Source organism: Bacillota bacterium (genome assembly GCA_030019365.1).
GTDB lineage: Bacteria > Bacillota > Sulfobacillia > JACIYH01 > JACIYH01 > JACIYH01.
The window spans coordinates 1-23,435 of sequence record JASEFA010000006.1 but is presented as its reverse complement, the minus strand read 5'-3'; the positions used below and the strand labels follow the sequence as shown (position 1 = coordinate 23,435).

At 59.1% G+C, this 23,435-nt stretch carries 19 protein-coding genes and 1 pseudogene; 13 read left to right on the top strand and 7 right to left on the bottom strand.

The annotated features are described in order from the left end of the window. Positions 1–696 precede the first annotated feature (696 nt). From QME70_09590 to QME70_09580, 3 genes are all read right to left on the bottom strand, one after another. On the bottom strand, positions 697–1,788 hold the full coding sequence (locus QME70_09590) for a putative Ig domain-containing protein (protein ID MDI6894839.1): 1,092 nt from the start codon (positions 1,786–1,788) through the stop codon (positions 697–699). Positions 1,789–1,836: 48 nt separating this feature from the next. Further along, the gene (locus QME70_09585; protein MDI6894838.1) at positions 1,837–2,178 is read right to left on the bottom strand and encodes a hypothetical protein; all 342 of its coding nucleotides are present in this window, start codon (positions 2,176–2,178) and stop codon (positions 1,837–1,839) included. Between the two features lie 136 nt (positions 2,179–2,314). Beyond that, positions 2,315–2,497 (bottom strand): helix-turn-helix domain-containing protein, encoded by a 183-nt coding sequence (locus QME70_09580; GenBank protein MDI6894837.1) that lies wholly within the window; start codon positions 2,495–2,497, stop codon positions 2,315–2,317. 1,522 nt (positions 2,498–4,019) lie between these two features. Between QME70_09580 and QME70_09575 the strand changes: the two genes are divergently transcribed. The 6 genes from QME70_09575 (at position 4,020) to QME70_09550 (ending at position 11,917) form a co-directional block, all read left to right on the top strand. Beyond that, positions 4,020–5,183 (top strand): DNA cytosine methyltransferase, encoded by a 1,164-nt coding sequence (locus QME70_09575; GenBank protein MDI6894836.1) that lies wholly within the window; start codon positions 4,020–4,022, stop codon positions 5,181–5,183. A 503-nt stretch (positions 5,184–5,686) separates the two neighbouring features. Continuing rightward, positions 5,687–6,988, top strand: coding sequence for a MoxR family ATPase (locus QME70_09570; protein ID MDI6894835.1), 1,302 nt, complete (start codon positions 5,687–5,689; stop codon positions 6,986–6,988). Further along, the gene (locus QME70_09565) at positions 6,985–8,280 is read left to right on the top strand and encodes a hypothetical protein (GenBank protein MDI6894834.1); all 1,296 of its coding nucleotides are present in this window, start codon (positions 6,985–6,987) and stop codon (positions 8,278–8,280) included. Before QME70_09570 ends, QME70_09565 begins: the two co-directional genes overlap by 4 nt. 1,303 nt (positions 8,281–9,583) lie before the next feature. After that, positions 9,584–9,928, top strand: a complete 345-nt coding sequence (locus QME70_09560) for a helix-turn-helix domain-containing protein (GenBank protein ID MDI6894833.1) — start codon at positions 9,584–9,586, stop codon at positions 9,926–9,928. Then, positions 9,922–10,281, top strand: coding sequence for an IS66 family insertion sequence element accessory protein TnpB (gene tnpB / locus QME70_09555; protein ID MDI6894832.1), 360 nt, complete (start codon positions 9,922–9,924; stop codon positions 10,279–10,281). Before QME70_09560 ends, tnpB begins: the two co-directional genes overlap by 7 nt. Positions 10,282–10,357: 76 nt before the next feature. After that, entirely contained in the window at positions 10,358–11,917 is a 1,560-nt protein-coding gene (locus QME70_09550; protein ID MDI6894831.1) for an IS66 family transposase, read from the top strand. 25 nt (positions 11,918–11,942) lie between these two features. Here the strand turns inward: QME70_09550 and QME70_09545 are convergent, their stop codons facing one another. Next, positions 11,943–12,143, bottom strand: coding sequence for a hypothetical protein (locus QME70_09545; protein ID MDI6894830.1), 201 nt, complete (start codon positions 12,141–12,143; stop codon positions 11,943–11,945). Positions 12,144–12,241: 98 nt separating this feature from the next. On the opposite strand from QME70_09545, the pseudogene QME70_09540 reads away from it, so the two are divergent. From QME70_09540 to QME70_09510, 7 genes and pseudogenes are all read left to right on the top strand, one after another. Continuing rightward, positions 12,242–12,382: pseudogene (locus tag QME70_09540) on the top strand (flagellin). An 886-nt stretch (positions 12,383–13,268) separates the two neighbouring features. After that, positions 13,269–13,721, top strand: a complete 453-nt coding sequence (locus tag QME70_09535) for a hypothetical protein (protein ID MDI6894829.1) — start codon at positions 13,269–13,271, stop codon at positions 13,719–13,721. 168 nt (positions 13,722–13,889) lie between these two features. After that, positions 13,890–14,117 carry a hypothetical protein gene (locus QME70_09530; GenBank protein MDI6894828.1) on the top strand — a complete coding sequence of 76 codons (228 nt, stop codon included), beginning with the start codon at positions 13,890–13,892 and terminating at the stop codon, positions 14,115–14,117. Positions 14,118–14,295: 178 nt separating this feature from the next. Further along, complete coding sequence (locus QME70_09525; GenBank protein ID MDI6894827.1) at positions 14,296–15,063, top strand: ATP-binding protein; 768 nt, start codon at positions 14,296–14,298, stop codon at positions 15,061–15,063. A 56-nt stretch (positions 15,064–15,119) separates the two neighbouring features. After that, on the top strand, positions 15,120–15,821 hold the full coding sequence (locus QME70_09520) for a hypothetical protein (GenBank protein ID MDI6894826.1): 702 nt from the start codon (positions 15,120–15,122) through the stop codon (positions 15,819–15,821). 360 nt (positions 15,822–16,181) lie between these two features. Beyond that, positions 16,182–17,972: an ATP-dependent helicase gene (locus QME70_09515; GenBank protein MDI6894825.1), complete on the top strand. Its 1,791-nt coding sequence runs from the start codon at positions 16,182–16,184 to the stop codon at positions 17,970–17,972. 1,167 nt (positions 17,973–19,139) lie between these two features. Next, positions 19,140–20,066 carry a serine protease gene (locus QME70_09510; GenBank protein MDI6894824.1) on the top strand — a complete coding sequence of 309 codons (927 nt, stop codon included), beginning with the start codon at positions 19,140–19,142 and terminating at the stop codon, positions 20,064–20,066. An 82-nt stretch (positions 20,067–20,148) separates the two neighbouring features. Here QME70_09510 and QME70_09505 read toward each other — a convergent pair whose 3' ends face one another. From QME70_09505 to QME70_09495, 3 genes are all read right to left on the bottom strand, one after another. Further along, positions 20,149–20,640, bottom strand: coding sequence for a helix-turn-helix domain-containing protein (locus QME70_09505; GenBank protein ID MDI6894823.1), 492 nt, complete (start codon positions 20,638–20,640; stop codon positions 20,149–20,151). A gap of 851 nt (positions 20,641–21,491) precedes the next feature. Beyond that, positions 21,492–22,019 carry a hypothetical protein gene (locus tag QME70_09500; GenBank protein ID MDI6894822.1) on the bottom strand — a complete coding sequence of 176 codons (528 nt, stop codon included), beginning with the start codon at positions 22,017–22,019 and terminating at the stop codon, positions 21,492–21,494. Positions 22,020–22,455: 436 nt separating this feature from the next. Then, positions 22,456–22,881 (bottom strand): hypothetical protein, encoded by a 426-nt coding sequence (locus QME70_09495; protein MDI6894821.1) that lies wholly within the window; start codon positions 22,879–22,881, stop codon positions 22,456–22,458. Positions 22,882–23,435: the final 554 nt, after the last annotated feature.

Here is a 23,435-nt window from a genome sequence, read left to right as displayed (position 1 = left end):
CCCGACCGGTAAACATGCCCCAGCCTGGAGCAAACTGGGAGTCCACAGCTAGCTTATGGGAGGAGCCGCGACGTAAACTGGCCGTTTACAGCCCTGTCAGCGGCGTGTAAACGCGCCCACTCCAAGGAACAGTCTATGGAGTTTCTCTATGGACGTGTCTCTGGGTTATGCGAGAAAGTCTGTAATAGAGGACTTCACAGGCTAGGTCCGGCCAGCGCGGCAGGCAACGGAGGGGAAGCGACATCGCGAAGTGCTGCTGGCGATGGGGAAGGTCCGTATGCGGTGGGCATAACCGCGTCGGGGCATCTGGCGGACGGTCAACTCTGGCTGGGCGCGCTGTGGTGGGATGCCGCCGAGATCTCCGCCAGTCCGAAGTCGTGTTCGGGGGTTACAGCGGATGGCCGGACATGGGGGGTCTAAGGCCTCTTGGACCGCGTGCTGACGGGTTATTTGTGTTCCAGAAAGGGTAATGCACCGGAGCACCGCGACCAGCGCCGCCCTAGTGTGAAGGAAGACATGGAAGTAGCCAAGAAATACTACCCCGACCCGGATGCCATCAAGAACTACCCGGTCAGCCGGGGCCCCAAGGTCGAGGAACTGGCTTCGGGAGTTTAGCTGTAATCCCTGGGCTAGGGTCTCTAAGGGATTCGGCTGGCCCTGCCCACAGGACTGTTGCTGAGCGAAGTACCTGCCTGCTTACTTAATCTTCCACTTGACCTCCCTCAACATACTTTCCATGGAGAGAACTAGGCCCTCGGCACCCTTCTTGACCTGAAACACCAAGTACCCTGTTCTCGTTGCTTCGGGAGGAACCCCTGTCGCGTCCAGCCGTGCTTTTTCGGGGAGATACATATCGGCCAATGTCTCAATTTTATAGACTCTCCCAGCACTGTCTGATAGCTCCCAGATGACCAGCGTGAGACTTTCCGTCTGATTCGATGCGTTTGTTACCGCTACCGGGACCAGCGCGAAGGTATATCCTTCGTCCGCTTTGATGCTGAGGAATTCATTACCAAGTCTGTCTTTGAGCTGTACCCCGGGGTCGATGCCGGCCGCTACAACCCACTTGCCTACCAAAACCGGCGTCTTCGCCGGGCACACTTCGTCGATGGCGATGGACAGCGGCTGCTGTGCCGTCTGCGCCGGGTGGTGGCTATCCTGCACCTGCACCGTGAAGTTGTAGGTTCCGGCCGCCGTGGGCGCGCCGCTGATCGTGCCGTCCCCGCTCAGGATCAGCCCCGGTGGTAGCCTACCGCGGGCCAGCGACCAGTTGTAGGGGGGAGTACCGCCCGTCACCGACAGCGAGGCTTTGTAGAGGCCGCCCACCCCGCCAGCAGGTAGCGAGGTGGCGGTGATCGACGGGGGCACCGTAGACACAGCAGCTTGGGCTGTCGAAGCTGAAGAACCGGCTTCACCTGGTGTAGCGGTGAGTGTTTGTGATGGCGGCGTGGACGGAGCAGGCTTTCCGCCAAGAATCCCTCCGCCTACCATGACAATTACGATGTCTGCGAGCAAGACGAGGGCTGCCATGCGGCGCGTCCGAATGCCGACAAATTCCAGTGGCTTGATTAGACTCACCATGCCAACTAGGAAGCACAGACTACCAACGCCGACCAGGAACCCGCCCACAGAAGTCGAGACGCCTACTATGTTAAGCACCATGCCTGTGAGCAAGACGAGGGCTCCCATGCGGCGCGTGCGAATGCGGAGCAATTGCAGTGGCTTAATCACGCTCGCGATGCCAATGAGGGAGCAGAGACAGCCGACGCCGAGCAGGAAATCTCTCATGGTGGCCCTCTCCTATTGATTCGGAGGCGAACGTTCGCCTTAAGCGTCTTAGCTCTGCTTTGCTGCCTCTCGCCGGCCGACAAAAGCAAATACTGCTCCCACGAGGAGCAGGATGAATGCCACTGCGTACCCCATGGAAATCGCAATCAGGCCGCCAAAGGCGCTAATCAGCATCAGGACGCCCGCTACTTTCGGTTTTGCCAGGGCAAGCGCTCCGCCTATAAGCCCAAGTATCGACAACGGCACCGCTGCCACGCCAAGCTTCACAACGGTAAAAGCCCCCTCTGCCGCCAAGACAGCACCTGCCCCTCCAAAAAAGAGGACAAAGACGGCCCCTCCTATTCCAGCTAGGCCCCCGAGGATACCGAGAATAAGAGCTGCGATTCTCACGATGCCTTCCCCCCTTCAAGCACCTTTAACTAACCCCCGTGGCGTGCCACGTGGCGCAGGGGGCGAGGGCTGCCCGCCTCCTCAACGTAGACGACCACGCCCTCGGGCCACCGCCGGCCCACGTAGGCATTGCTCCTCATCCCCGCTCTCCCTCCATGCTGGCCCGCAGCATGGCCTCCAGGTCCTCCTTCCGGAACCTGGGGCTGCGCGGACCCAGGCGGGCCACGGGGAGGAGCCCCGACCGGATCAGCCGGTACATGGTGGACCGGCTCACCTTGAGCAGCTTCTGGGCCTCCCGGAAAGTCAGCAGCTCCTCCAACTCCCAGCCTCCTTTCGGTCTTCTTGTACCATGGCGCAACGGAATGTGTCAAGAAGGTACTTGACGAGCCACGTGGTACCTGTCTCTGACGGGGGAGGATGCATTCTCGGCGGAACCATCGGGCAGGCAGGCGTTGATTTCCAGCGTAGGCGGGCATCAGTCGTAGAACGCAGGCCAGAGCTCTTGCAGCGCGGGAGCGATGAGGGTCCACCCTTCGACTGGCCACCGTCGCTTGGCCGCCTCGCACAGCAAACACCGGCCCGGCCCAGTGCACACCAGAGAGTCTTCGCCGCGCCCGTGCCGCCTCCCAGGGTGAGTCGTTTCCAGGACAAGAATTGATGTGCAAAGAGCGAGCCTCGTACGCCTTGCTGGATTCCTGAGCCGGAATGATGGGCAGAGCAGGTGCCAGGATACATGGAGGCCACGTTTTGACTCTAACGAGCGGTTGGGGGCTTGGGCTGGGTGGGCTGCCAAGCTACGAGTTTGGCAACGGGGCACGCCCGGAGTGGCGGGAATCCTTGCGGCCCAGGGGCTCGGGTGGTGCACTGCCGGGAAGTGGGAGTCTAGAACAGTCTATGTAGATTCGTTGAGTCTAAGGAATTGTACTCCAGTTCACGTGTGTACGGTTTGCAGGTGGTTTGCAATCCGCTGGGGTTCCTAGTCCGCTGGTCCGCAATCCTTGCAAACCAGCAGCACCAGCCAACCTGGGTTCTCTTCCGGGAGCGGGAGACACGGATGCAGATAGCCTCATAGGCTCCAGGTTTGCGGGCTGAGAGGCGTTGAAGGACGAGAGCCAGGCGGGATCCCAAAGAATTGGGGGAAGCACAACAGACCATCCGAGACCCGTTGAGCGCCGATGGATCTAGAAAAACGTTGAAGGTTGCAGGGGGTTAGCAGGGCGCGGACGGGGCCTGCTCGAACAGCTAGGAGGATTCTCGGGCTGTATGTTGAACATCGGTGTAGAGGTGAGGACAAGGTGGGCGAAGCAAGATCCCGAGCGGTTTGTGGATTCCCAACTGGACAAGCGGCAAGGCTCACCGGTCTTACTCGAAGGCAACTGGCTTACTGGGACAAGACAGGTTTGTTCACGCCCAGCCTCGTCCGCCCCCGGGGGCGGGGGACACCTCGCGTTTACTCTTTCTTAGACCTCGTACAACTGCGCGTTGCGAAGCAGTTGCTGGACGCAGGACTCTCGGCGCGTAAGCTCAAGATGTGTTTGAAATACTTGCGCGAGAACGTCACGGACAGCGTTATCGCCTCCGGGGCCTTTGTGGTTGCTGGCACAGAGGTACTTATGCTAACCGACAATCCTCTTGCGGCAGTCAACATCGCAGGATACGGGCAGATGGTCTGGTTGATTGGTTTAGCGCCGGTTGCCCGCGAAATAGAAGACGCGGTAGGACTATCGGGCACAGTTCGTACGGGCAGGTCGGTGGCTTAGCCCGGTGAGCGAAAATGGTAGTCTAGTTCGTTTTCGATGTAGAATAGCGCAATTTGCCGGAAGCTCGTGGAGGGAAGCGCGATGGCGGACAGTGTCGGTCGTCCAACTGTGCTGAGCATGTTTAGCGGCTGTGGCGGGATGGATCTCGGTTTTGTCCAAGCTGGTTTCCGGATCGTGTGGGCGAACGATATTGACCCCGATGCCTGTGCAACGTACAGACACAATCTCGGGGAGATTATCGAAGGGGACGTTCGAGATCTTGAGATTCCCACAGTGCCGGAGTTAGATGTGTTAACCGCGGGGTTTCCTTGCCAGCCGTTTTCGAACGCCGGAAACCGCCGAGGTTTACAGGACAGCCGCGGGACATTGTACGAGATCTGTTTAGAGTATGTCTGCCACCTGCGCCCGAAGATAGTTCTTTTCGAGAACGTCAGAGGCTTTCTTACAGTTCAAGGAAGGAGAGGGAGATTAATCGAGGAAATTTGCGAAGCTTTGGCAGAAATGAGCTACGAGGTTCACTTCAAACTAGTAGACGCCGCCGACTACGCTGTACCGCAACATCGGCTCAGGGTCATCATCATGGCGGTCTCTAAATCAGTTGCCCCACGTGGTTTTAGATTTCCCCGCCCCATCGAGGGCGTAGATTTGCGGTTGAAAACGATACTGGATGTCCCGCCGTCCACCGCAAATCAAGGAGACATCCTTAAGCTTAATCCTCAAGCGTTGTACTTGGGCAGCCTGGTTCCTGAAGGCGGGTCCTGGAAGGACATACCGTATGAACTCTTACCCGATAGGTTGAAGCGTATCAGAAACAACATGCGCAAATACAGGTGGCCCAAGTTTTACCGCCGTTTTCACCGAGACGAGATCGCGGGGACCATAACGGCTGCATTCAAACCTGAGAACGCAGGCGTTTGGCATCCCACGGCGAACCGAGTGCTCTCCGCGCGGGAAATCGCTCGCATCCAGTCGTTTCCGGACGACTTCGTGTTCGTTGCGAGATCTACGAAGGCAATCTACCAAATGATCGGGAACGCGGTACCTCCGAAGCTGGCTCGCGCCTTCGCCGAGCGCTGTAAAGAAGTGCTCGCTGGGGCGGAGCCGGATCAGTTCATCCCTTGTATCGAATACTCGAGGTTGAGGGGTCGGCCCATTAAACCTACGGACCCGGAAATAGGCTTCGATGGACGACCAGTCGCGACCACAGAATGCTTTGTCCAACAAACGTTTGAATTGGTTGGGTGATGAACGTGTACTTCTCGTCGGAAACCTTTCACAGAGAGTACCCGAAACTGAGGCTGCGCAGGCCGGCCCCCAAAATGGGTATAGAACACACCACCGGTTTGGGTTGCTTCTTGGCTCTCGACATGGTCCAAAAACAACTAAACATTGAATTAGTAAACCTCGCGCCTGGGCAAGAAGCTCGCCGATTGCTTGCCAATAATTACGCATCTCTCATGACCCTCGGCACAGGCCCTCAAGAATTCACCGTTCACGAGTTGGGCTTCGCCTCGCGACTGAGCGTGGATGAAGTCAAACGAAAATTTAGTTCAAATGTGCTGACAAGGCCCCTGAAAGAAGCACGAGAGGCTGGGCGCCGACGCGACTACCCCAAGCGACCTCGTCCCTTACTTGAATTCGGCTTAGAAGCGGGAGGCGATTTCTGGGGAGCGCGAAAGCACGTGCGATGGAGAGACAATCTGGCGAGGTTTTTCCACGACAGGGGGTGCGGCGGGGATCTCTTTCCGTTGATCGTATTTACTCTCAAGACAACGGATCTGTCGCGCTTCCGCGAATCCCCCTTTCACGAAGGGATCCGCCGCGCCCTAGAAACTTTGTTCACCGAAAGTGTTGCGGGTTACCTCGTGGAGCATTCATCTGCGCACGAACACGGTTGGGACGAACTTGGCTTACTCTCCGATTCGCCGCCATTGGCCTTCGATAACATGGTCAAAGACGAACCAATGGAAGTACCACTCGAGCAAGTGCCATCGTCCGAGTTTACATGGCCTGACCCGGGAGAAGTCAATGCTGAACTCGAAATCCCACTTGACGTTGTAGCAAACGCCTTGTCCGCGCTCGAGAGTGGACAGCATCTGATCCTGACTGGAGCGCCCGGAACAGGGAAGACAACACTAGCCATCGCGATAGCAAGACACTGCAAAGGCTCCGACTTCGTAGTCTGCACTGCCACCTCCGACTGGACGACATTCGAAGTGTTGGGCGGGTACATGCCCGACCTGGGCGATCCCCGCCGCCTTAATTTCTCAGAGGGCATTGTCACCGGTGCCATAGCCAAGAACGCGTGGGTTGTCATAGACGAGATCAACAGGGCTGACGTGGACAAGGCATTCGGAGAACTCTTCACATTGCTGGCCGGGAAAGACGTGGTACTTTCTCACAAGGTTTGCGAACCGAACGACAACGCGGGGGATTGTGGGGGGAAACTACGGCAGGTCGTTCTCCGCATCGAGCGTGACAACTCTTACGATGACAACGATTTCCGAGTGTACGATGTCCCAGACGATTGGAGAATCATCGCGACAATGAACACGGCGGACAAAGCCACTCTCTACCAATTGTCGTACGCGTTCATGAGGCGTTTTGCTTTCGTGGAGGTCCCGGTTCCCCCAGCCGGAACCATGGCAGCGATCCTCGACAGATTCTTCGACAGCAACCGCGGAGATGTCCCCGCAGAGGCACAGGAGTTGTGGAATGAACTAGGGGAAAGACTAAAGCGTGTTTTCGCCGATGACAGCACCGGCCTGTTCGCGGCGGGAATTCCCGTGGGAGCCGCAATCCCACTGTCGATCTCCAAACACCTCAAAACCAGACTAAGCCGCGGCAACATCGCAGGAACAACACCCAAGACGCTGCTCCTCCAGTCGTTGGAAATGTTTTTGTTCCCACAGTTCGAAGGGTACCGAAGAAAACACAACTTGCTTCGGGACAAGTTGTGCGAGGCCATTGGTATACCCAGGGCGGATGAATGGTTTGAACGGCTCGACGCCAGCCTCAAGAAGTGGACGGGCGCCGAAGGCGAACTATGAGCGGACAATTCTGCCCCAATCCAGAGTACTGGAACCAACAGGTCAAGCGATACTTGTATGCAAGGATAGACGCCGAGTGGAGGAACGATCCTCTGGAAGCACGGAAGGCGGTTGGCCGCTTTTTAGAGGCTCTCACATTGTCCGAAGGGGATTTGGATTGGCTAGCTCGCGTATACCACATCGTCCAAGCGCACGGGGCGCACGAGTTCGTTGTGGACATCTTGAAGGACTCCCTGTCCAGCCTCACAAGGGAACGCAAGTCGCAAATCACTGTTAGGAAAGCTGTGGCTCGCGGCAGAGTTCTCTGGGAAAGAACCCTTAAGATCCAGAGGGCGAGGGCGGATCCTACTGTCTACATTGCCGAAGAGTCTTCAAAAACGCCAGACACACCGGAGAACAGGTTGCTCAAAAAGTACCTGCAAGCGCTAGTGGACTGTAAGCCCCCCGTAGAAGCCGGGTCCAAGACATCTACCGCTCGGAAGGTCGTGGAAGTTTTCCGGGTCGCGAACGAGCTTCTCGGGTCGGTTTTTCTCCGGGACATCTCGTTGGTGCCACGAGTCACCGCCCGGATGTTAGCGCGGGCGCGCAGAAGCAAGCACCGCGTTTACGCCAAGGTTTCCCAGTTGTGGGCCGAATTCGAATCTGCGGTACTCCTCCGAGATGTGGACGTCCTGAAAGATGTCTTGGCGCGGGGGTGGTTGGCGCCAAAGATGGAGGAAGACACGGACAGCCTCTTTCAATTGTTTGTGCTGGTCTCGATCTTGGAAGCGCTGGAGGAAATGGTCCTCCAAGAGCGCGGAAATGTTAAGTTCGGACTGGTCAGGAGCGATGGCCCTGCCGCGGTGGCTGTGTACGAAGGTCCCGTGTGGAGAGCCGAGGTCTACTACGACAAAGCTCCGTCCGTGGCCTTGGGTTTCGAAGGGGGCGGGTCGTTCTACATTCGCATAACGGAATTGTTCCGTGGGCTTTCCGGAGCCCCGAGGCGCCCCGATGTGTCGGTGAGATTGACCGATGGGCGGAGTAACGAAGTCAAAGTCATAGTTGAAGCGAAGAACACGGATCCAACTTCGAGGTATGGGAGCGACAGCATATACAAAGCTCTGGGCTATCTGCGCGATTACGAAGGCTTATGGCCGGAGCATCAGCATCCGAAGTTCACATTGGTGTATCCGGGGGGCACGGCCCCCGTATCTGAAGATTCGCTGACGGCTGAAGATCTGGCGATCGTCTCTGGTGACCTGACGCCTCAATTCAAGCTGATTTTTGGCCGTTTAATTGGCCATACAGGCTAGACACTACGGAGGATCGGCAAGGTTGGTAGTGCCCTTGGGTAACGCACGTTATGATGGACTACGCAACGCTTTGATCGGTTGGTACCGAGCAAACGGTAGGACCTTCCCTTGGCGTCAGACGGATGACCCCTACGCGATCCTAGTCGCCGAGATCCTTCTTCACCGGACGTATGCTGGGAAAGTTGTCCCAGTATTCACAAAACTCTTGGATTGTTACCCGAACCCCGCGCGCTTGGCAAAAGCCTGCGAAGAAAACATAGTTGAAATTCTCCGGCCATTGGGGTTTCTGTACCGCGCCCGAGTTTTGAAGGGGCTCGGTTCTGCCTTAGTGGAGCAATTCCACAGTACAGTTCCCGATGACGTAACAAAGCTGAAAAGCTTACCTGGAGTGGGGAATTACACGGCCAACGCTGTGTTATGCTTTGCGTACCAACGCCCCGTACCAGTCGTGGACCGAAATGTAATGCGAGTCTATAAGAGGGTGTTCGCTTTACCCGTGCGTGCTGACAAGGGTCCAGCTAGGGCCATGTGGGGGTTCGCGGAGAAGGTGCTCGACAAAGAACGGGCTAGAGAGTTCAATTGGGGGCTCTTGGACTTTGCTGCCTTGGTTTGCAAAGATCGCAATCCGGTGTGTGGGAACTGTGTCTTGTCCAGACTGTGCGCCCTGGTTGCAGATAGCCGCCTACACCCCGAACTAAGCTCTCCCACTTTGACCCTGCATCGGCCGAGGTAGGAGGGAATGGCCTCGCGAGTGAGCAGGTACATGACGGGGAGCTCCAAGTGTTCCTTGGGCGCACCGGGACTGTGGTTGGTAATCCTAGGCATAGCTCCAATTCCAAGCGGCACCCCGAAGTGGCCGAGCGTCACCGCCCGGTCGCAGAAAATCTCCCGCGCTGCATCTTGATGTCGCTGCAGTGAGCCAAGCCTTGCTCGCGCCAAACCCACCCGCTTCTTGGCCGCTTCGCAACTCGAGACTGCGCCGGCCCCGCCTGGGCAGTCATGCCCGAACACTGGGCACCTGGCCCCCGAACCGGGGTAGGGCATGTTCTCGATGCAGTGCTCCCAGCCGCAGATCCCGCCCTGCTCTTCCCACCCCTCGTTGAACTCGAAGCAGAGCGAGTAGCCGCACCGGGCGACCTTACACCTCCGGCAGTCGGGGTGCGCGTGCGGCGGCACACCTTCCGGCCTTGTGCAGGCATATACGTATTCACCCATCGTAAGCGTCAAACTGTACCCACCTGGTGTGCTGCTCGGCGGTGAAGGATAATCTCCCCGAAGTTCATCAATTCGGGGAGGGTCCGTGATGGCGAGTGGTGCGCGGCAGAAACTGCGGCGAGAATGGGAAACCCGCATCGCAGAGTACCGGGCGAGCGGACAGAGCGTGAGGGAGTGGTGCGCCGCCAACGGCATCAAGCCAGGCCGGTTGTGGTACCACCTGCGCCGGTGCCGGGAGAGATGCCAGGAGAAAGCCGGCAAGGAGACCATGGCTCCAATGTGGCTGCAGGCCACGCTGACCGGCCCGGCTCCCGAGGAACAAGACAGCGCAAGACTGCTCATCCGCATAGGTGAGGCCACCATTGAGGTCAGAGCCGGGTTCGATCCCGAACTGCTCTCCGGGGTGGTCCGGGTACTTCGCGCCATATGCTGAGCGAGGCTTCCGTCGACCGGGTTTACCTTGCCTGCGGCCCCACCGACCTGCGCAAATCCATTGATGGGTTAGCAGCCCTGGTGCGGCAAGGCTTCGACCTTGATCCTTTCTCAAGCAGCCTCTTTGTCTTCTGCAACCGGCAGAGGGATAAGGTAAAGATCCTGAGGTGGGACCGCAACGGGTTCTGGCTGTACTACCGCCGGCTGGAGCGGGGCAAGTTCCAGTGGCCCCAGAGGACAGGGGACAAGATCCCCGTGGCGGTCGATTACCGGCAGCTGCGCTGGCTGCTCGACGGGCTGTCCTTGAGGCAGCCCAAGGCGCACCCCGAGGTCAAAGCGAGGACGATCGTGTGAGGAGAAACCCGGTCAGCCCCTGCATATTGTGGCCAAATCAGGAGGAATTCGGCGCTAGATGTAGAACCAAACAAATATGGACAGCTTATCCGCCGCCATGACCGTAGAAGAGCTAAGGCAACGCTGCGCTCTGCTCGAACAAGAGAACGCCGAGCTGACCGCCAAGGTTCAATGGCTCATGGAGCAACTCAAACTGATCAAGCGCCGCCAGTTCGGGGCCTCCAGCGAACGGAGTGTTCCCGAACAGCCTTCTTTTTTCAATGAGGCGGAGAAAGAGGTCCGGCCCGACGAGCCGGAGTCGACCCTGGAGACCATCACCTACCGGCGTCGCAAGCAGAAAGGGCACCGTGAGGCGGTGCTCGGAGACCTGCCCGTGGAGACGATTGAGTACCGCCTGCCCCCCGAGGAGCAGGTCTGCCCCCAGTGCGGGGGTCCCATGCACGAGATGAGCACCGAGGTGCACGAGGAACTGAAGATCATCCCGGCCCAGGCTAAAGTGCTCAGGCACGTGCGTTACGTCTACTCCTGCCGCCGCTGCGAGCGTGAAGAGACAAATACCCCGATGGTCACGGCCCCGGCGCCATCTCCGGTGATCCCGGGCGGTCTGGCCTCGCCCTCGGCCGTTGCCTACGTGATGAACAGTAAGTACGTCGACGGCCTTCCCCTTTACCGCCAGGAAGAGCAGCTTGCGCGCCTGGGGGTGGAGCTTTCCCGCCAGACCATGGCCAACTGGGTGATCTACGCGGCGGACAGGTGGCTCTCACCCCTGTACGACCGCCTGCACGAGCACCTCTTGCAGCGGGACATCCTGCAGGCCGACGAGACGACAGTGCAGGTGCTCCACGAAGATGGCCGCGCGGCCCAGACCCAGTCCTACATGTGGCTGTACCGCACCGGGAGGGAACCCCCGCCCATCGTCCTTTTCGACTACAGGACCACCCGGGCGAGCAAGCACCCCGAGCGGTTTCTCGCCGGGTTCAAGGGCTACCTGCAGGTCGACGGTTACGCCGGTTACGACGGACTGCCGGGCGTCACCCTGGTGGGCTGCTGGGCTCATGTGCGCCGCAAGTTCGACGAGGCCCTCAAGGTGTTGCCTCCTGACAAGCGCTCCCCACCGGTGGCCGCCCAGGAGGGGCTGGACTTCTGCAACCAGCTCTTTGCCATCGAGCGCGACCTCAGGGAGGCAGACCCGGAGGAGCGGTACAGAGCCCGGCTGGAGAGGAGCCGTCCCGTGCTGGATGCCTTCTCGGCCTGGCTCAGGACCCAGTCGCCCAGGGTCCTCCCCAAAAGCCTGCTTGGCCAGGCCATCAGGTACTGCCAGAGCCAGTGGGGCAAGCTCCAGGGGTTCCTGCTTGACGGGCGCCTGGAGCTCGACAACAACCGCAGCGAGCGCTCTCTGAAGCCCTTTGTGATCGGCCGGAAGGGCTGGCTGTTCTGCAACACCCCGCGCGGGGCGAGAGCCAGCGCCATTGTGTACAGCATCGTGGAGACGGCCAAGGAGAACGGATTGATTCCCTTCGAATATTTCCGCCACCTCTTCGAGAGGCTTCCCAACCTGGGCGGCGGTGACCTGGACGAGTTGCTGCCCTGGTCGGACTCGCTGCCTGATGCTTGCCGGATCGGCAGACGAAACTGACTGTCTTGCGCCAGCGCGGCAACCATCAGGTCAAGGGCGGCCTGCCCTGCTTCTGGTGATGTTCACCTCGGGCGTTCTCGGAGGTGGGCGCTATTTGACGCTTACCACCCATCTGCTCCTCTCCACCTCCCCGGAAGCTCAGCAGCCAGCCCTGCAGGTCTGCCCCAGCAGGCCAACGGGTGCCCACCCAACCCGCAGCCGAACCGAACAGATGCTTCTCCGGCACTCTCAAGACCTCCTTCCGCAGCAGCAGGACAGGACCGGGCCGGACTAACCGCCTGCGGGTAATGTATGCGTAGAATACGCATTGGGCGAAGGAACCCAGCCAACTCCCGCATCCGGGACGTTGACATGGCCGCCCAGATGATGAACTACACAAAGTTTCAGATCCTGCAGCAGGCGGGCACGGCAATGCTGGCCCAGGCCAACCTAGCCCCCCAGGCCGTGCTGAAGCTGTTGAGTTAGCAGTCCCATCATCCTTCCTCCCTGAGCCATGCGGTCGGGCAGCAGGGTGCGTAAGCCTGGCCGCATGGTCCCTTTGCCATGGTTTGAGGGACGCGCGGCTGATGGCGGGGCTGCCACGCGGTGGCGGAGGAGGATAATCGCGCCAGGTAGCGAACCCGTCACATAGCAATGGGGTTGGTAGCCTACTGGATAAGCGCTCCTGGGCGACCAGGGTTCCCCAGGTAACACGCTAAGACTTGTGGTGGCTCGAGCGAGGGATTACGAGGGTGGCCGCAAAACCACGGCGTCTTTCGGCAAACGGCAGGAGTTCGTTGCGATAGGCGAACTTCTGCGGCGCGGATTTGACGTGTACCAGACGCTGGTGGACGATCAGGGCATCGACTGCATCGTCAGGCAGCACAAAAGAAGCCAAATCAGGTCCTTGGAGATCCGCAGTCGGGAAAGGTTGGTCAGCGATCTTGGCGAGGGAAGGAGAACGGAAGCCCATGGCTGGAGTCCAGGTTGGTCCAGGAGGCACTAAGTATATCCGCTTCACTGTTGACGTTTGGTATCAGGAATCCGACAATTCGATCCATATTACTGCCCCTGGGATACAGGGATTTCACACTACGGTTAACAACAATCCTGGGTCGAAGCGACGCCATGAGAATCTCTACAATGTTTTGAAGTGGCTGCTGGAGGAACACGACCGGTGGCCCGTGCGCGATTCGGAGTGCGAGCAGGGCGATGCATGATTTGAGATGAGGAGGTATCACCGGGATCATTGCTTGCTCAGTGCAGGCTTCGGCATCAGTGCGACGATCGAGCCTTCTGGTCTAGGCATCTGCCGAGGCTGGAGAGTGAGGCAGTGGTCGCCAGTGCTGTGGCACAGGGGGTAGCCGGCGGTGTGTTCGGCGTGCGGGTTGGGGAGCGCGTTTACTTCAACGAACCGGTGGCCGACTCGACGCTTGGCTCCGGTGCGGTGCTACTACGCAAGGAAGTGGCCGAGGCCGCCAAGCGGACCGAAGCTAGAGAGGTTGCTTCAGTCGAGGTCAGCAACGGGAGCCCCTCGGTGAGGAAGGAAGGGTCGGCGGGTGCAATTACGGTGCCGTCCACCACGCCTCCGGGCGTTGCTGTGTCAGGTGTCCACTTGCGGGCGAAGGTCCCATGGGACAAACTCGCCGATTTCGTCCGGGAAGTCGTCCTGCCGCTACGCAGCGATGGGGCCAACCTGCAAGTGGAGGTGCTGGTCGAGGCTCGCTGCGAGTCCGGCGGCATCAAGGTGTCGACGTTGCAGCAGAAGGTGAGAGAGACGTTGCAACAGATCGGGGCGCAGGTGTTGGAGGAGCAAGTCGAGTGAGCGATCCGCCCCAACATGCCCAGCGGCTCCCCCCAAGGAGGGCTGACCGGGACTTCTAGCGGTGGCGGTGCGCGTATCGGGGCATCCGGAGAACGTTAGCGGTTGTTGAGCACGCACATGAGGCAGTAAAGGCTGGGACTGTTGCTTGGTGCACGGGAGACGTGTCGGGTGAGCGACGAACTTATTGACCGTGCTCTCGCGGTAATACCAGAACTGCAGCGCACCACCGAGATGCTCAAAGGGGTACGCGAATCCATGACCTCTCGTGAGGCGCGCGAGTTGGCGGCCGAACTGAGGCGGGCGGCGGAGCGGGTTGAGGACGCGGCCGATGCGCTGGAGTTGTGGGCGGAGTATGCGAGGTTGAGGGAGGAAAGAGTGCGCTGTAAAGCCGAGTGACAGGCGCTTCGCAGGGTTGACGGGAACTGCAGGGGCTAGGGCCGGGTGCAGCCGTTCTGGTAAGGAAAAGGGATAGTCTGATTATTGCTGGGCTCAGGAAGCGAGGGAAGAGACTATGTTTGTTCCCCAGAGTCTGGGTGATCTCCAGGGCATAGTGGAACAGCGCCTGGAGGAGGGGATGCAGCTCGAGTTCAAGCGCCAACTACCCGAATCCCAGAAGAACGATGACCTCGCAGTCGTCCTGTGTGCCATGGCCAACTCGGAAGGTGGCGTCATCATTTACGGAGTAGAAGAAGACAAGGCCACCCGTGCAAGCCGCTTGACGCCATTTCCACTCTCAGGTGCAGGTAATCGAGTGAACCTCGTTGCCAGAAGCGCATTGGATGGCCCGGTCGAACTCACCGAGGTGAGGACGATCTGTGCCAGCGGGCAGGAGGGCTTCCTCGTGGTCGTGGTTCCCAAGAGTGACCGTGCTCCGCACTTCGTGCACGGGACTGCCTGGGGTCGCACGCCCAAAGGCAATTCGAGACTTACCCGACGTCAGATTGGAGAACTCTTCGCTGCTTCGCCGGGGTTTGCTGAGGAGTTCGGGCTAGTGATGGGACGCCCAGGTCGCGTGGTTGCCCAGGTTGAGGTGGAGCCGTACCAGGAGACTGACAGCCGAGGACGGTTGAGAACCCTCCGGAGGGAATACCTGGTGTTCCGGAACGATGGAGACCTGGATGTCTATCACGTGAGGTGGGAGTGGTGTCTTGAAAGCCCTGAGACCAACGTGCCGCATGTTCTTCAAGATCCGTTCCCGCTGGAGGTTCTGCCGGCGAGTGTTCGGGTGCGCGTCCTAACGCTCTCTACATCGGAAACAGAACGCAACTTGCGGGTACGAACATGTTGGGAGGACAAGACGGGGACCGAGCATCAGCAAAGTTGGCCCATCGTTTTCTACTAGCACCGGATGCCACTGGGCAAGAACAGGCGCTGTGACTAGGCGCGGGGGTGCTGGTGGTGGGCGCGGACAGGAGCGATGAGGTGTCGATCCGCAGGTTTGAATGGTTGTTGCAACAACGCGGGTATACATGGTGCAAAGAGGACCGCATATATGAGGTGCTCTGCGTCACCGGGAAGAAGCCCGATTTCTATGTCCGCACGCCCCACTGTAGCTTCCTGGCTGAGCTGAAGTCGTTTCGCGAGCCATCGGTACTGGACCGAGCCATCGACTTGGGGCAGCGGGTTGGGGTGGTAGACCCGGGTGCGCTTCAGAAGCGGGTTAACGAGCGGGTGCATGAGGCAGCCAGACAGCTCAAGCCGTACTCAATCTATGGTATCGCGATGGTGGTAGTCCTCGACAACTGGCGGCAAGTTCGACTGCCCTTGGACGCGAGGGCGCTGATCGGGTTATTCGGCCAACTTGAGTTCAGGGGATGGTACAGGCCCGAAGAAGGGAAAATCGAAGACCTTCAGCTTGCCCACGGTGGTTCGCGGGTGCTTACCGACCAAGTCCACAGGCATGTGAGTGCCGTCCTGGTGAACACTGGAGAACTGCGCTACCCGGACGATGATATGTCGGAGGAACGACCAATGTGGGCGACCATTCTCTTCAATCCGTTCGCGGCAGTCCCCCTTCCCAAGGAAGTGTTTCGTTCGCCAGCGGATACGCACGTTTGGTACGAACATGGACTCGGCTGGGTGGTCAAGCCAGCCGTCTAGGGGGGCTACCCGCCGAACTACGATGGGGTGGCATTTGGAATTGAGGACGCAGCGGATGCACTGGAGTTGTGGGCGGAGTATGCAACGTTGAGCGGGGAGCGACTGACCATAGACCGACCGTCACTAACATCCCAGGCTTTGCGCACAGCCCTGCGGTTGGCTTACGATCATGCACTTCTCGGTGCGAGTGGGGGACATGGGTGCGGCGGGAGCGACTGAACGAACCCCACACGGACTCCGCGGGTGCTACGATATCCACACAACAGCTTGCTCCCACCCGGAAGGGGGAGGCAAATGCGGTTCAGGTGCGGTGGTTGCCTGGGGGGGAGAAATCCGCCCCAACTGGAAGATTGTGTCGCCTTGCCCCCGGAGCAGCACGCTGTTGTTGTTGCTGGGCCTGGTACAGGCAAGACGACTAAACTCGCTAAGCGTGCCCGGTGGTTGGTAGGTCAGTGCGGCGTTTTACCGGAGCAAATAGCCCTACTCACGTTTACCAACTCCACTACCCGTCATCTGCAAACCAAGATCCCGGAACTCAAGGCCTCGACGGTGCATAGCTTCGCCTTGTACCATCTCAACGCCATTGGCGAGTCGGCAAACCGTAGAATTGCTGACGAATGGGAACAGGACGAGTTGATAAGGCGGGATCTTTGCCTGGTGGCCGCGCAGGAAGACGTCAAGGTAGGCTTAAAGGCTGCGGCCGATTTCCTCCGACGGTTGGGTGCTGGATTTCGGGAAGGACAGGAACAGCCGCCGCAACTTAGCGTTGAGGAGCAGATTCTTCGCCGCGCCTGGTTGTTTCTCCGAGGCTTCCTTGGCTTCCGACTTTTCGACGAGCTTGCGTATGATCTTTTGCGGTCGTTGGAACAAGGCGGGAGGCTCAAACACCCACCCCGAGTTATCTTGGTAGACGAGTACCAGGATTTGACACCTTGCGAGCTTGCCTTGCTGAAACGTATTAGCGAAGTTCATTGCACTGCGGTTTTCGTGTGTGGGGATGACCGGCAATCCATCAATGGCTTCAGGGACGCTGATCCAAGAGGACTGAACAATTTCTGCCGACTATACGGGGTAGCACGACCATGGTACCTCTCAACTTCGTATCGCTGCCCCAGACTGATTTGCGAGTTTGCAGAGTCCATTGCACAGCGCATACCTCCAGTCCAAGGTCTGGAGGATAGGCCCAAGCTCAGTCCTCACCCAGACTCCCCCCACACGGGCACCATCCGAATTACCATACACAAGAGCGTTCAAGCGGAAGCGAAGTGGCTTCACCGTGAGGTGTCAAATCTCCTTCAGCAAGGCGTTGCGCCAAGCCAGATCATGGTCGTAGTGGCGCGGGATGTGGACGTCTACGTTAACCTGCTGAACAGGCATGCCGGACAAGACAACTACTATGACCCGCGGTCCGGTGCGAAAATCGCTGATTCGATGCCCTTCCGTACCATCTATGCGTTAGCGCGGGTCGCTTTGGACAAGAATGACCTTCTCGCCTGGAGAACGCTTATGCAACTTGGTGGCTTCCGGCCTCCCCGTATGCGCCAGGTTTTCACGGCCGGAAAACATTCGCTTCTCTCCGCACTCAGGGCACGCATCGACTCGGACGAGGAGGTGCGGCGGTGGTTTGAAGCGACGGAAGAGGCGATTGCACGCCTCCAACAGCTCGAGGAACCGGGCGACTCCGTGGCAATAGCGGAAGAGTGGTTCACAGTTAGCGGAAAGGCCAAGTCGGATTTCACTGCAGTGAACGCTATGTTGCACGCTTCTTTATCACCAACAGGCCGTACGATGTTGGAGAACCTGGAGGAACTGCTGCGCACCATGGCAACCGATCCTCAAGATGCTTCTCCCGATTCACAAAGGATACCCGTAAGGACGATACATCAAGCCAAGGGCCTGGAAGCCGAGCATGTTTTCCTTGCGGGTGCCCACGATGAAGCATTCGCCGATGTTAAGCCTGCTGACGGCGTAAGGCGTTTGTATGTAGCAGTCACCCGCGCGTCGAGGTCCCTGACGATTTCTGTTGGGAGGTCTGTCCGTAGAACTCCGATTGAGCATCGACTCGGAGCAAGCTATGTGAAGCTAGCTACCGATCTGGAGGAAGTGAGCCGCAGTATCGGTATCACTATTGAATGCGACCCCGATCAGTGAGACCGGTAAGAAAATGTTTGATGATGTCCCCTAACTGTGGCGATGGCATGGCATGTGAAGATGACCGCTTTCCAGCCCAAACCTCCTCCCGGGCGGGGCAGGCGCTTGCTGATCGACGCCAGACGTTTCATGACTAGACCCTGCCCAGGGGTCCGCATCCTGCGCCTCGCCTGAGGCGATATTCCGAAGTGCTCCGGAGCATAAAGACCCGGTCGAACGCCCGGAGATACCCAGAGGACTCCCGGACCATCTGCCGGCGATTACCTGCGACACACTGTGGCTCGCCTCTCCAGCACCAGAGGGGCATTTCGGATTGCGACTGAGGCGGACTGACGGATGGTGACGGCACGGGGCCGGTTCCAGGGGGGGGATAGGCTACGCGTCCTTCATCCCCCCGTTTTTGCCCAGGATAATTGATTGTGGCGGCCCGTTCCACAGCCAATCTCGGACGTTCGGATTGGCCTGCGCGCGTTTACAGTAAGGTGGGTTTGGCCTGCGCCGCTACTAGCTCCTGCTCCAGGCTCGAGCCGGGGGTGTCCCCATGGAGAACAAGAAAAGCCATGCGCGGGCGCTACGAGTTGGACAGGCCCGTCATCTCCATCCAGACGCCGAAGGAACTGGAATCAGCACGCGCGGGCAACAGGGATACCCCCACTGACATCCGAGCCCGGGACCGCAACCGTCCACCCCCTGTAGACCGCCTACGAAGAATCCGCTACTCGCCGCCGCTTCGACGTCCGCTGGTGCTCCGACCCCTTGCTGGCTCCGGCTCCGCAAACCACTAACCGGCCAGTGACACGAGGTTTCGTCACGGGATTGCCCGAAGTGTATCGGGCATCCCCCCAAGGGGAGCGCCTCCGTTGATCACCACCAAGGTCACACGGCAAGCATTCCCAATGTTCTTCGCCGACATGCGCACGGTCGGCCGCTAACCCTGCCCCCCACCCCGTGAGGGTCTGGACATGTCCCCTTCCACCGACCAGGTGCAGACACAGTACCCCCAGGTGTGCTGCAGCAAAGTGGTCCAGGATTCGTGCGGGCGGCAGCGGCAGGAAAGAAGTGCCGCAAGAGCGAAGCAGTCCCAAGAGATCATGGAGAAGCTGCAGTGACTGAGTCGGACCGTCCCGTGCGTCTGGACTACAGCGGAATTGTCTTGGAGTTGCACGTGTGCGTTCAGTGTACTGCAACTGGGCTCCTCAATTCCTGCGGAAGGGAGTGCGCCGGGAAGTGCCTGCGGACGTTATCTCTCTGCTAACAACGCCTGTGGTTCTCTTGAACGGTGATGAACCGGTTTCCCTGGGAACTGGCTTCTATTGGGCAGTTGAAAGTAAGCTGTTGTTCTTGGTAACCAACTACCATGTCCTCACTGGATGCGCCCCTACGGACAATAAGCCACACAAGGGAGATTCGATCACCATCCAGCTTCACAACTCGGGGACTGAGCCCAAGAATGCCGTAACCATTCGGGTTCCTCTGTACACCGGTTCAGGAAAGCCTGTGTTCCTAACAAGTCCTTCCTATCCAGAAGCCGATCTTGCCGTGATCCCTCTCCCACCAAAGTTGTGCGCGAACGCAAGGGTATCAAGGGTATGGTGCTTGGACAAAGAGTGGACCCAGAACAGCCTGAAAGTCCGCCCCGCATCAGAGATTACTCTCGTTGGTTACCCCTATGGCTTCTACGACTCTGTAAACATGTTGCCGATTTACAAGACTGGTAACGTTGCGACCGAGCCGGACTTCGACTTTCTCGGTAAGCCTGTGTTCCTGGTAGACGTTTCGGCTTTCCCGGGCATGTCAGGGTCTCCAGTGTTTGCCATTGCGTACGGTGTGTACGAAGCGGAAGATGGTTCAACTACCGTCGGGGGAGCACGTCGATTCTTGGGAGTATACGCCAGCCAACAAGTGCGTGAAGAGAACAGGTTTCTGGAGGAAATAGACGTGGGTGAGGCGCCGCAAAGGCTAGGCATTCGATATAGAGAATCACTGGAGCTTGGGTACGTCTGGAAGGCAAAGCTCATAGTTGAGTTGACCGAAGCCTTAGACGTGAGGGCCTATGAACAGGAAGTGCTCGGTGACCTTCCCCGAGACATCTGAATGAGGCAGAGAAGCGCCGTTAACGCCGGTTTTTACTGGAGGGGACCGGCCACGGTTCAAGCACGAGCCCTAACTTGGACGGTTATAGCTTGACGGTGCCGGGTCTCGCGCGCGTACTGTACCGCTTTCTTCCTTGTTGGCTCTCGTACTCCCGGTCAGCCTCTTGAACCCTTCTTTGATACCCTTCAATTCCACCGGCATTAATCCACTCGATGAGTTGATCTCGAGGGATGATTATCTTCCGTCCTATCCTAATACAGGGGAAGAACTTACCTTCCCACCTGCGGCACATCTCGTAGACTGCAGAAGTGCTAACTCGGAGCAGATTTGCCGTTTCTTTGACGGTGAGAGCAGGAGGCAGTTCATCGCGCAACCTATCTCCCGACGATGTCTGCGTTCTTGCCGGTTCATCCCTCATGGAGCGGGGCACAAATACTTGCGCCAAGGTGGGGGCGGCCAAGTGCATGGCGAACTCGATGAAAGCGACTCGTTCATCTGGCCCAAGACTTTCGGCAGCAACAGTTAGGCCGTTGGGCAGCGTCAGCCTTACCTCAAGTTGACACTTGGTAGTCAAGACGGAATCCTCCCCTCATTGTGGTTGTCGCTAAGGGCCGGTTGACAGGCCGGCACACTAATTGGAGGAAGGGATGCGGGTCTCCTGTTGAGCCCACGATTGGGATGTGTTTGTGAAGCACCGTCACGGCGGAAACGTACCGGATATGACACTGCAGTCGGAGGGATGGTCGAAAGCCGCGGGTGCCGCATCATGGCAGAGGAGGACAATCAGTGGAAAATGTCGAACCGGCTCCCGCTTCCGCACACTTCAGAGCTTCCTGATGGTAAGACTCGACCAGCTTCAGCAGCTTATCGATGCTCTTCCCCGCCGCCATTGTCCGCCACCCCCCGCCTACGCCGTTCCAACCACCGCGCCACCCAGCCCCCATCGCAACAATGCATCGCCTCCAGCCCGCCTTTCACCTCAATGCCTACCTCCTTCTAACCCTCCGTTCAACTCCCCGCTTCTCGCCAGAATCGCTTGGCCCCGCAGGCTATGCTCACGCGGCACAGGTTTTCCACCTTTACACGCCATGACCCCTAGATTGCCGACCACAACCATCCCCCGACCCGCTGCCGGTCGCTCCCTCCCGAGACTTCTAACGAACCAGGGGACATGCTGAGATCTGGGCAACACACAGGCCGACGAACTGACCAGGCAGGCCAGCTTGAAAGCTGCCTACTTGGGGGGCGCCGTGACCGACCAGTAACCTCTGAGGACAACCGTTGCGGAACATCCCTTCTCTCCCGCGAGCTAACCTGAGGCCAAAACCACCGTGACCGGGAGCGGGAAGGTCGCTTGCTTGGGAAAAGCGTGTGGGTCCAGCGCGGTTTCCCTGCTTACCCCAGGCCCTTGCAGAGGCGCGGACGTTACCGCGAGCCTGAAAACGGGAGGTTGCGCTCTCGCTTCACTATCGAGTACTTGCCTTGGCTGTTCGGTGCTCCGCTTTCCGTACACCGCACTATCTTCTGCATGTCGGATGGCACCGGCAGTTGTAGCCAAGCAAGCCGGCCATCCTCGCCAAAGATCCACGCTGGGCAGCCCTCGTACCGAAGACACCGGGGCATCACGGGTGACACAAGCACGAGGTGCGGGACCACCCGCTCAGCCTGCGGAGCCGCGAACACTGCCGAGAGTCTCGCCACCTTGGACTGGAACTGACGGTTGGAATAGGCGGTAACGCCCTTGGCCTCCAGCATGATGACGTGGGACTCTCGGTCAGTGTCGAAGGCCACAAGGAGATCAATGTCTTCTTGTGTGCCGGTGATGAGTCGGGAATCGCGGGGATGGGGGCCAGGCGCACCGGACGTAGCTGCCAGATGGATGGCGGCGAAGAGCCAATCGAGGTGGTAGTCCATCGCCACGAATGCGTCCTCGGGGATGAACAAGCCCAGCATTGGGACAGCTTCTGGCGGAAGTCATTCCCAAGCCGGAACTCCTTGTTGTCCAAGGCGAGGCCGACCAGGAAGAACCGCTCCTTGCGGTTGAGACGACGGAGGTGTGGAACCAGGTAATGCATCGCGATTCCCCTCCCACTTACGTTCTGTCCATGAGTTCTGTTCTCCTCTGCTCCCTTACGACTTTGTGAGGACATCAAGCCCCCCGTTTCCCCGGTGTACCGGTACGGCCGTAGCTGGATCCCATTCTGCCGGCCCGATTCAGATCAGGGCCGAAGGGCGGTGACGCTGGCGCCGGACAGGTGCGGCTCAACTGAGGGTGCAGACTACGAAAGGACGTGTTCCCCTTGCGGTAAGAGACAATCGCCTTGATGAGGCTACTCGTATGATTTGCGCCGAGTACCATCCGATGACCCTGCGCCGGTCTTTTGCGCCGTCAAGACGAAGTGCCTTTGCCCTCTTGACATAGCGGCAGCAGCGCCGCCGCCACCCACAGGACAAGCTCCCGCAGGCCCAACTCCCACCCGGCGTGGAGCCAGTTGCCGCCCGTGATCGGCTCCGGAGGCCTGGCCCTGGGGTTGGCCCCCGTCGCATCCGACCACCTCCTCACCCTGTCCAGGACGAGCAGCACTGTTGCAGGCGGCACCTCCGCGGCCAATTCGGGGGCTCCCATCCCGTGCAGCGCCGCCGCCAGGGGGAGGTCGCGGCGCAGGACCTCCGACAGTCGGCAGGCTTCCCCATAGGCGTCAATCTTCTCCCGCATTCCATTACCCGCCGCTTGCAACTCAGCCAGGCTTTGATCTTTCAACTTCGCGATGGTCGACAGGGCAGAATCCCTCAGGGCGGCCACCGTCCCTTCCACTTCACCCCGCTTCCCCTCAAGCGCGCGGACGGAAGCTTCCAGCTTCCTTTCCCGCTCTTCCAGTTCCCGGCAGGCGGCAAGGAGGGAGCCGTACCGCTCGATGTCGGACTGCAGTTCGCCGGGTTCAGTGCTGTGGGGAACGTACGGATATTCACGTAGACGCGGTGATCAGGAAGCCCAACAGAGACAGCTATGACGTCATCAGCGCCATCATTGAGGTCAAGGGGTCCTGGCACCGGGAGCTGAGAAATGCGATGCGCACGCAACTTGTTGACCGTTATCTGGCGGACAACCCCGGGTGTCATGGGCTCTACGTTGTGGGCTGGTTCCACTGTGAGCAGTGGGACCGAGACGACCCAAGGCGGCGTCCCCCGTACCCCTCGCTGGAGCACGCTCAGGAGCAGTTGGCGTCGCAAGCTGACCATTTCTCCAACGAGTTGCACATCGTTCGGGCGTTGGTGCTTAACACGGCTCTGCGGTAGTGCGGGGGGTGATTTTTGGTAAGCGTCAAACTGTACCCACCTGGTGTGCTGCTCGGCGGTGAAGGATAATCT

What these genes read in the sequence shown, in the direction of transcription:
- QME70_09590 (MDI6894839.1), bottom strand. Translation starts at nt 1,788, where the DNA reads ATGAGAGATTTCCTGCTCGGCGTCGGCTGTCTCTGCTCCCTCATTGGC.
- QME70_09575 (MDI6894836.1), top strand. Translation starts at nt 4,020, where the DNA reads ATGGCGGACAGTGTCGGTCGTCCAACTGTGCTGAGCATGTTTAGCGGC.
- QME70_09565 (MDI6894834.1), top strand. Translation starts at nt 6,985, where the DNA reads ATGAGCGGACAATTCTGCCCCAATCCAGAGTACTGGAACCAACAGGTC.
- QME70_09560 (MDI6894833.1), top strand. Translation starts at nt 9,584, where the DNA reads ATGGCGAGTGGTGCGCGGCAGAAACTGCGGCGAGAATGGGAAACCCGC.
- tnpB (MDI6894832.1), top strand. Translation starts at nt 9,922, where the DNA reads ATGCTGAGCGAGGCTTCCGTCGACCGGGTTTACCTTGCCTGCGGCCCC.
- QME70_09550 (MDI6894831.1), top strand. Translation starts at nt 10,358, where the DNA reads ATGGACAGCTTATCCGCCGCCATGACCGTAGAAGAGCTAAGGCAACGC.
- QME70_09525 (MDI6894827.1), top strand. Translation starts at nt 14,296, where the DNA reads ATGCAGCTCGAGTTCAAGCGCCAACTACCCGAATCCCAGAAGAACGAT.
- QME70_09500 (MDI6894822.1), bottom strand. Translation starts at nt 22,019, where the DNA reads ATGCTGGGCTTGTTCATCCCCGAGGACGCATTCGTGGCGATGGACTAC.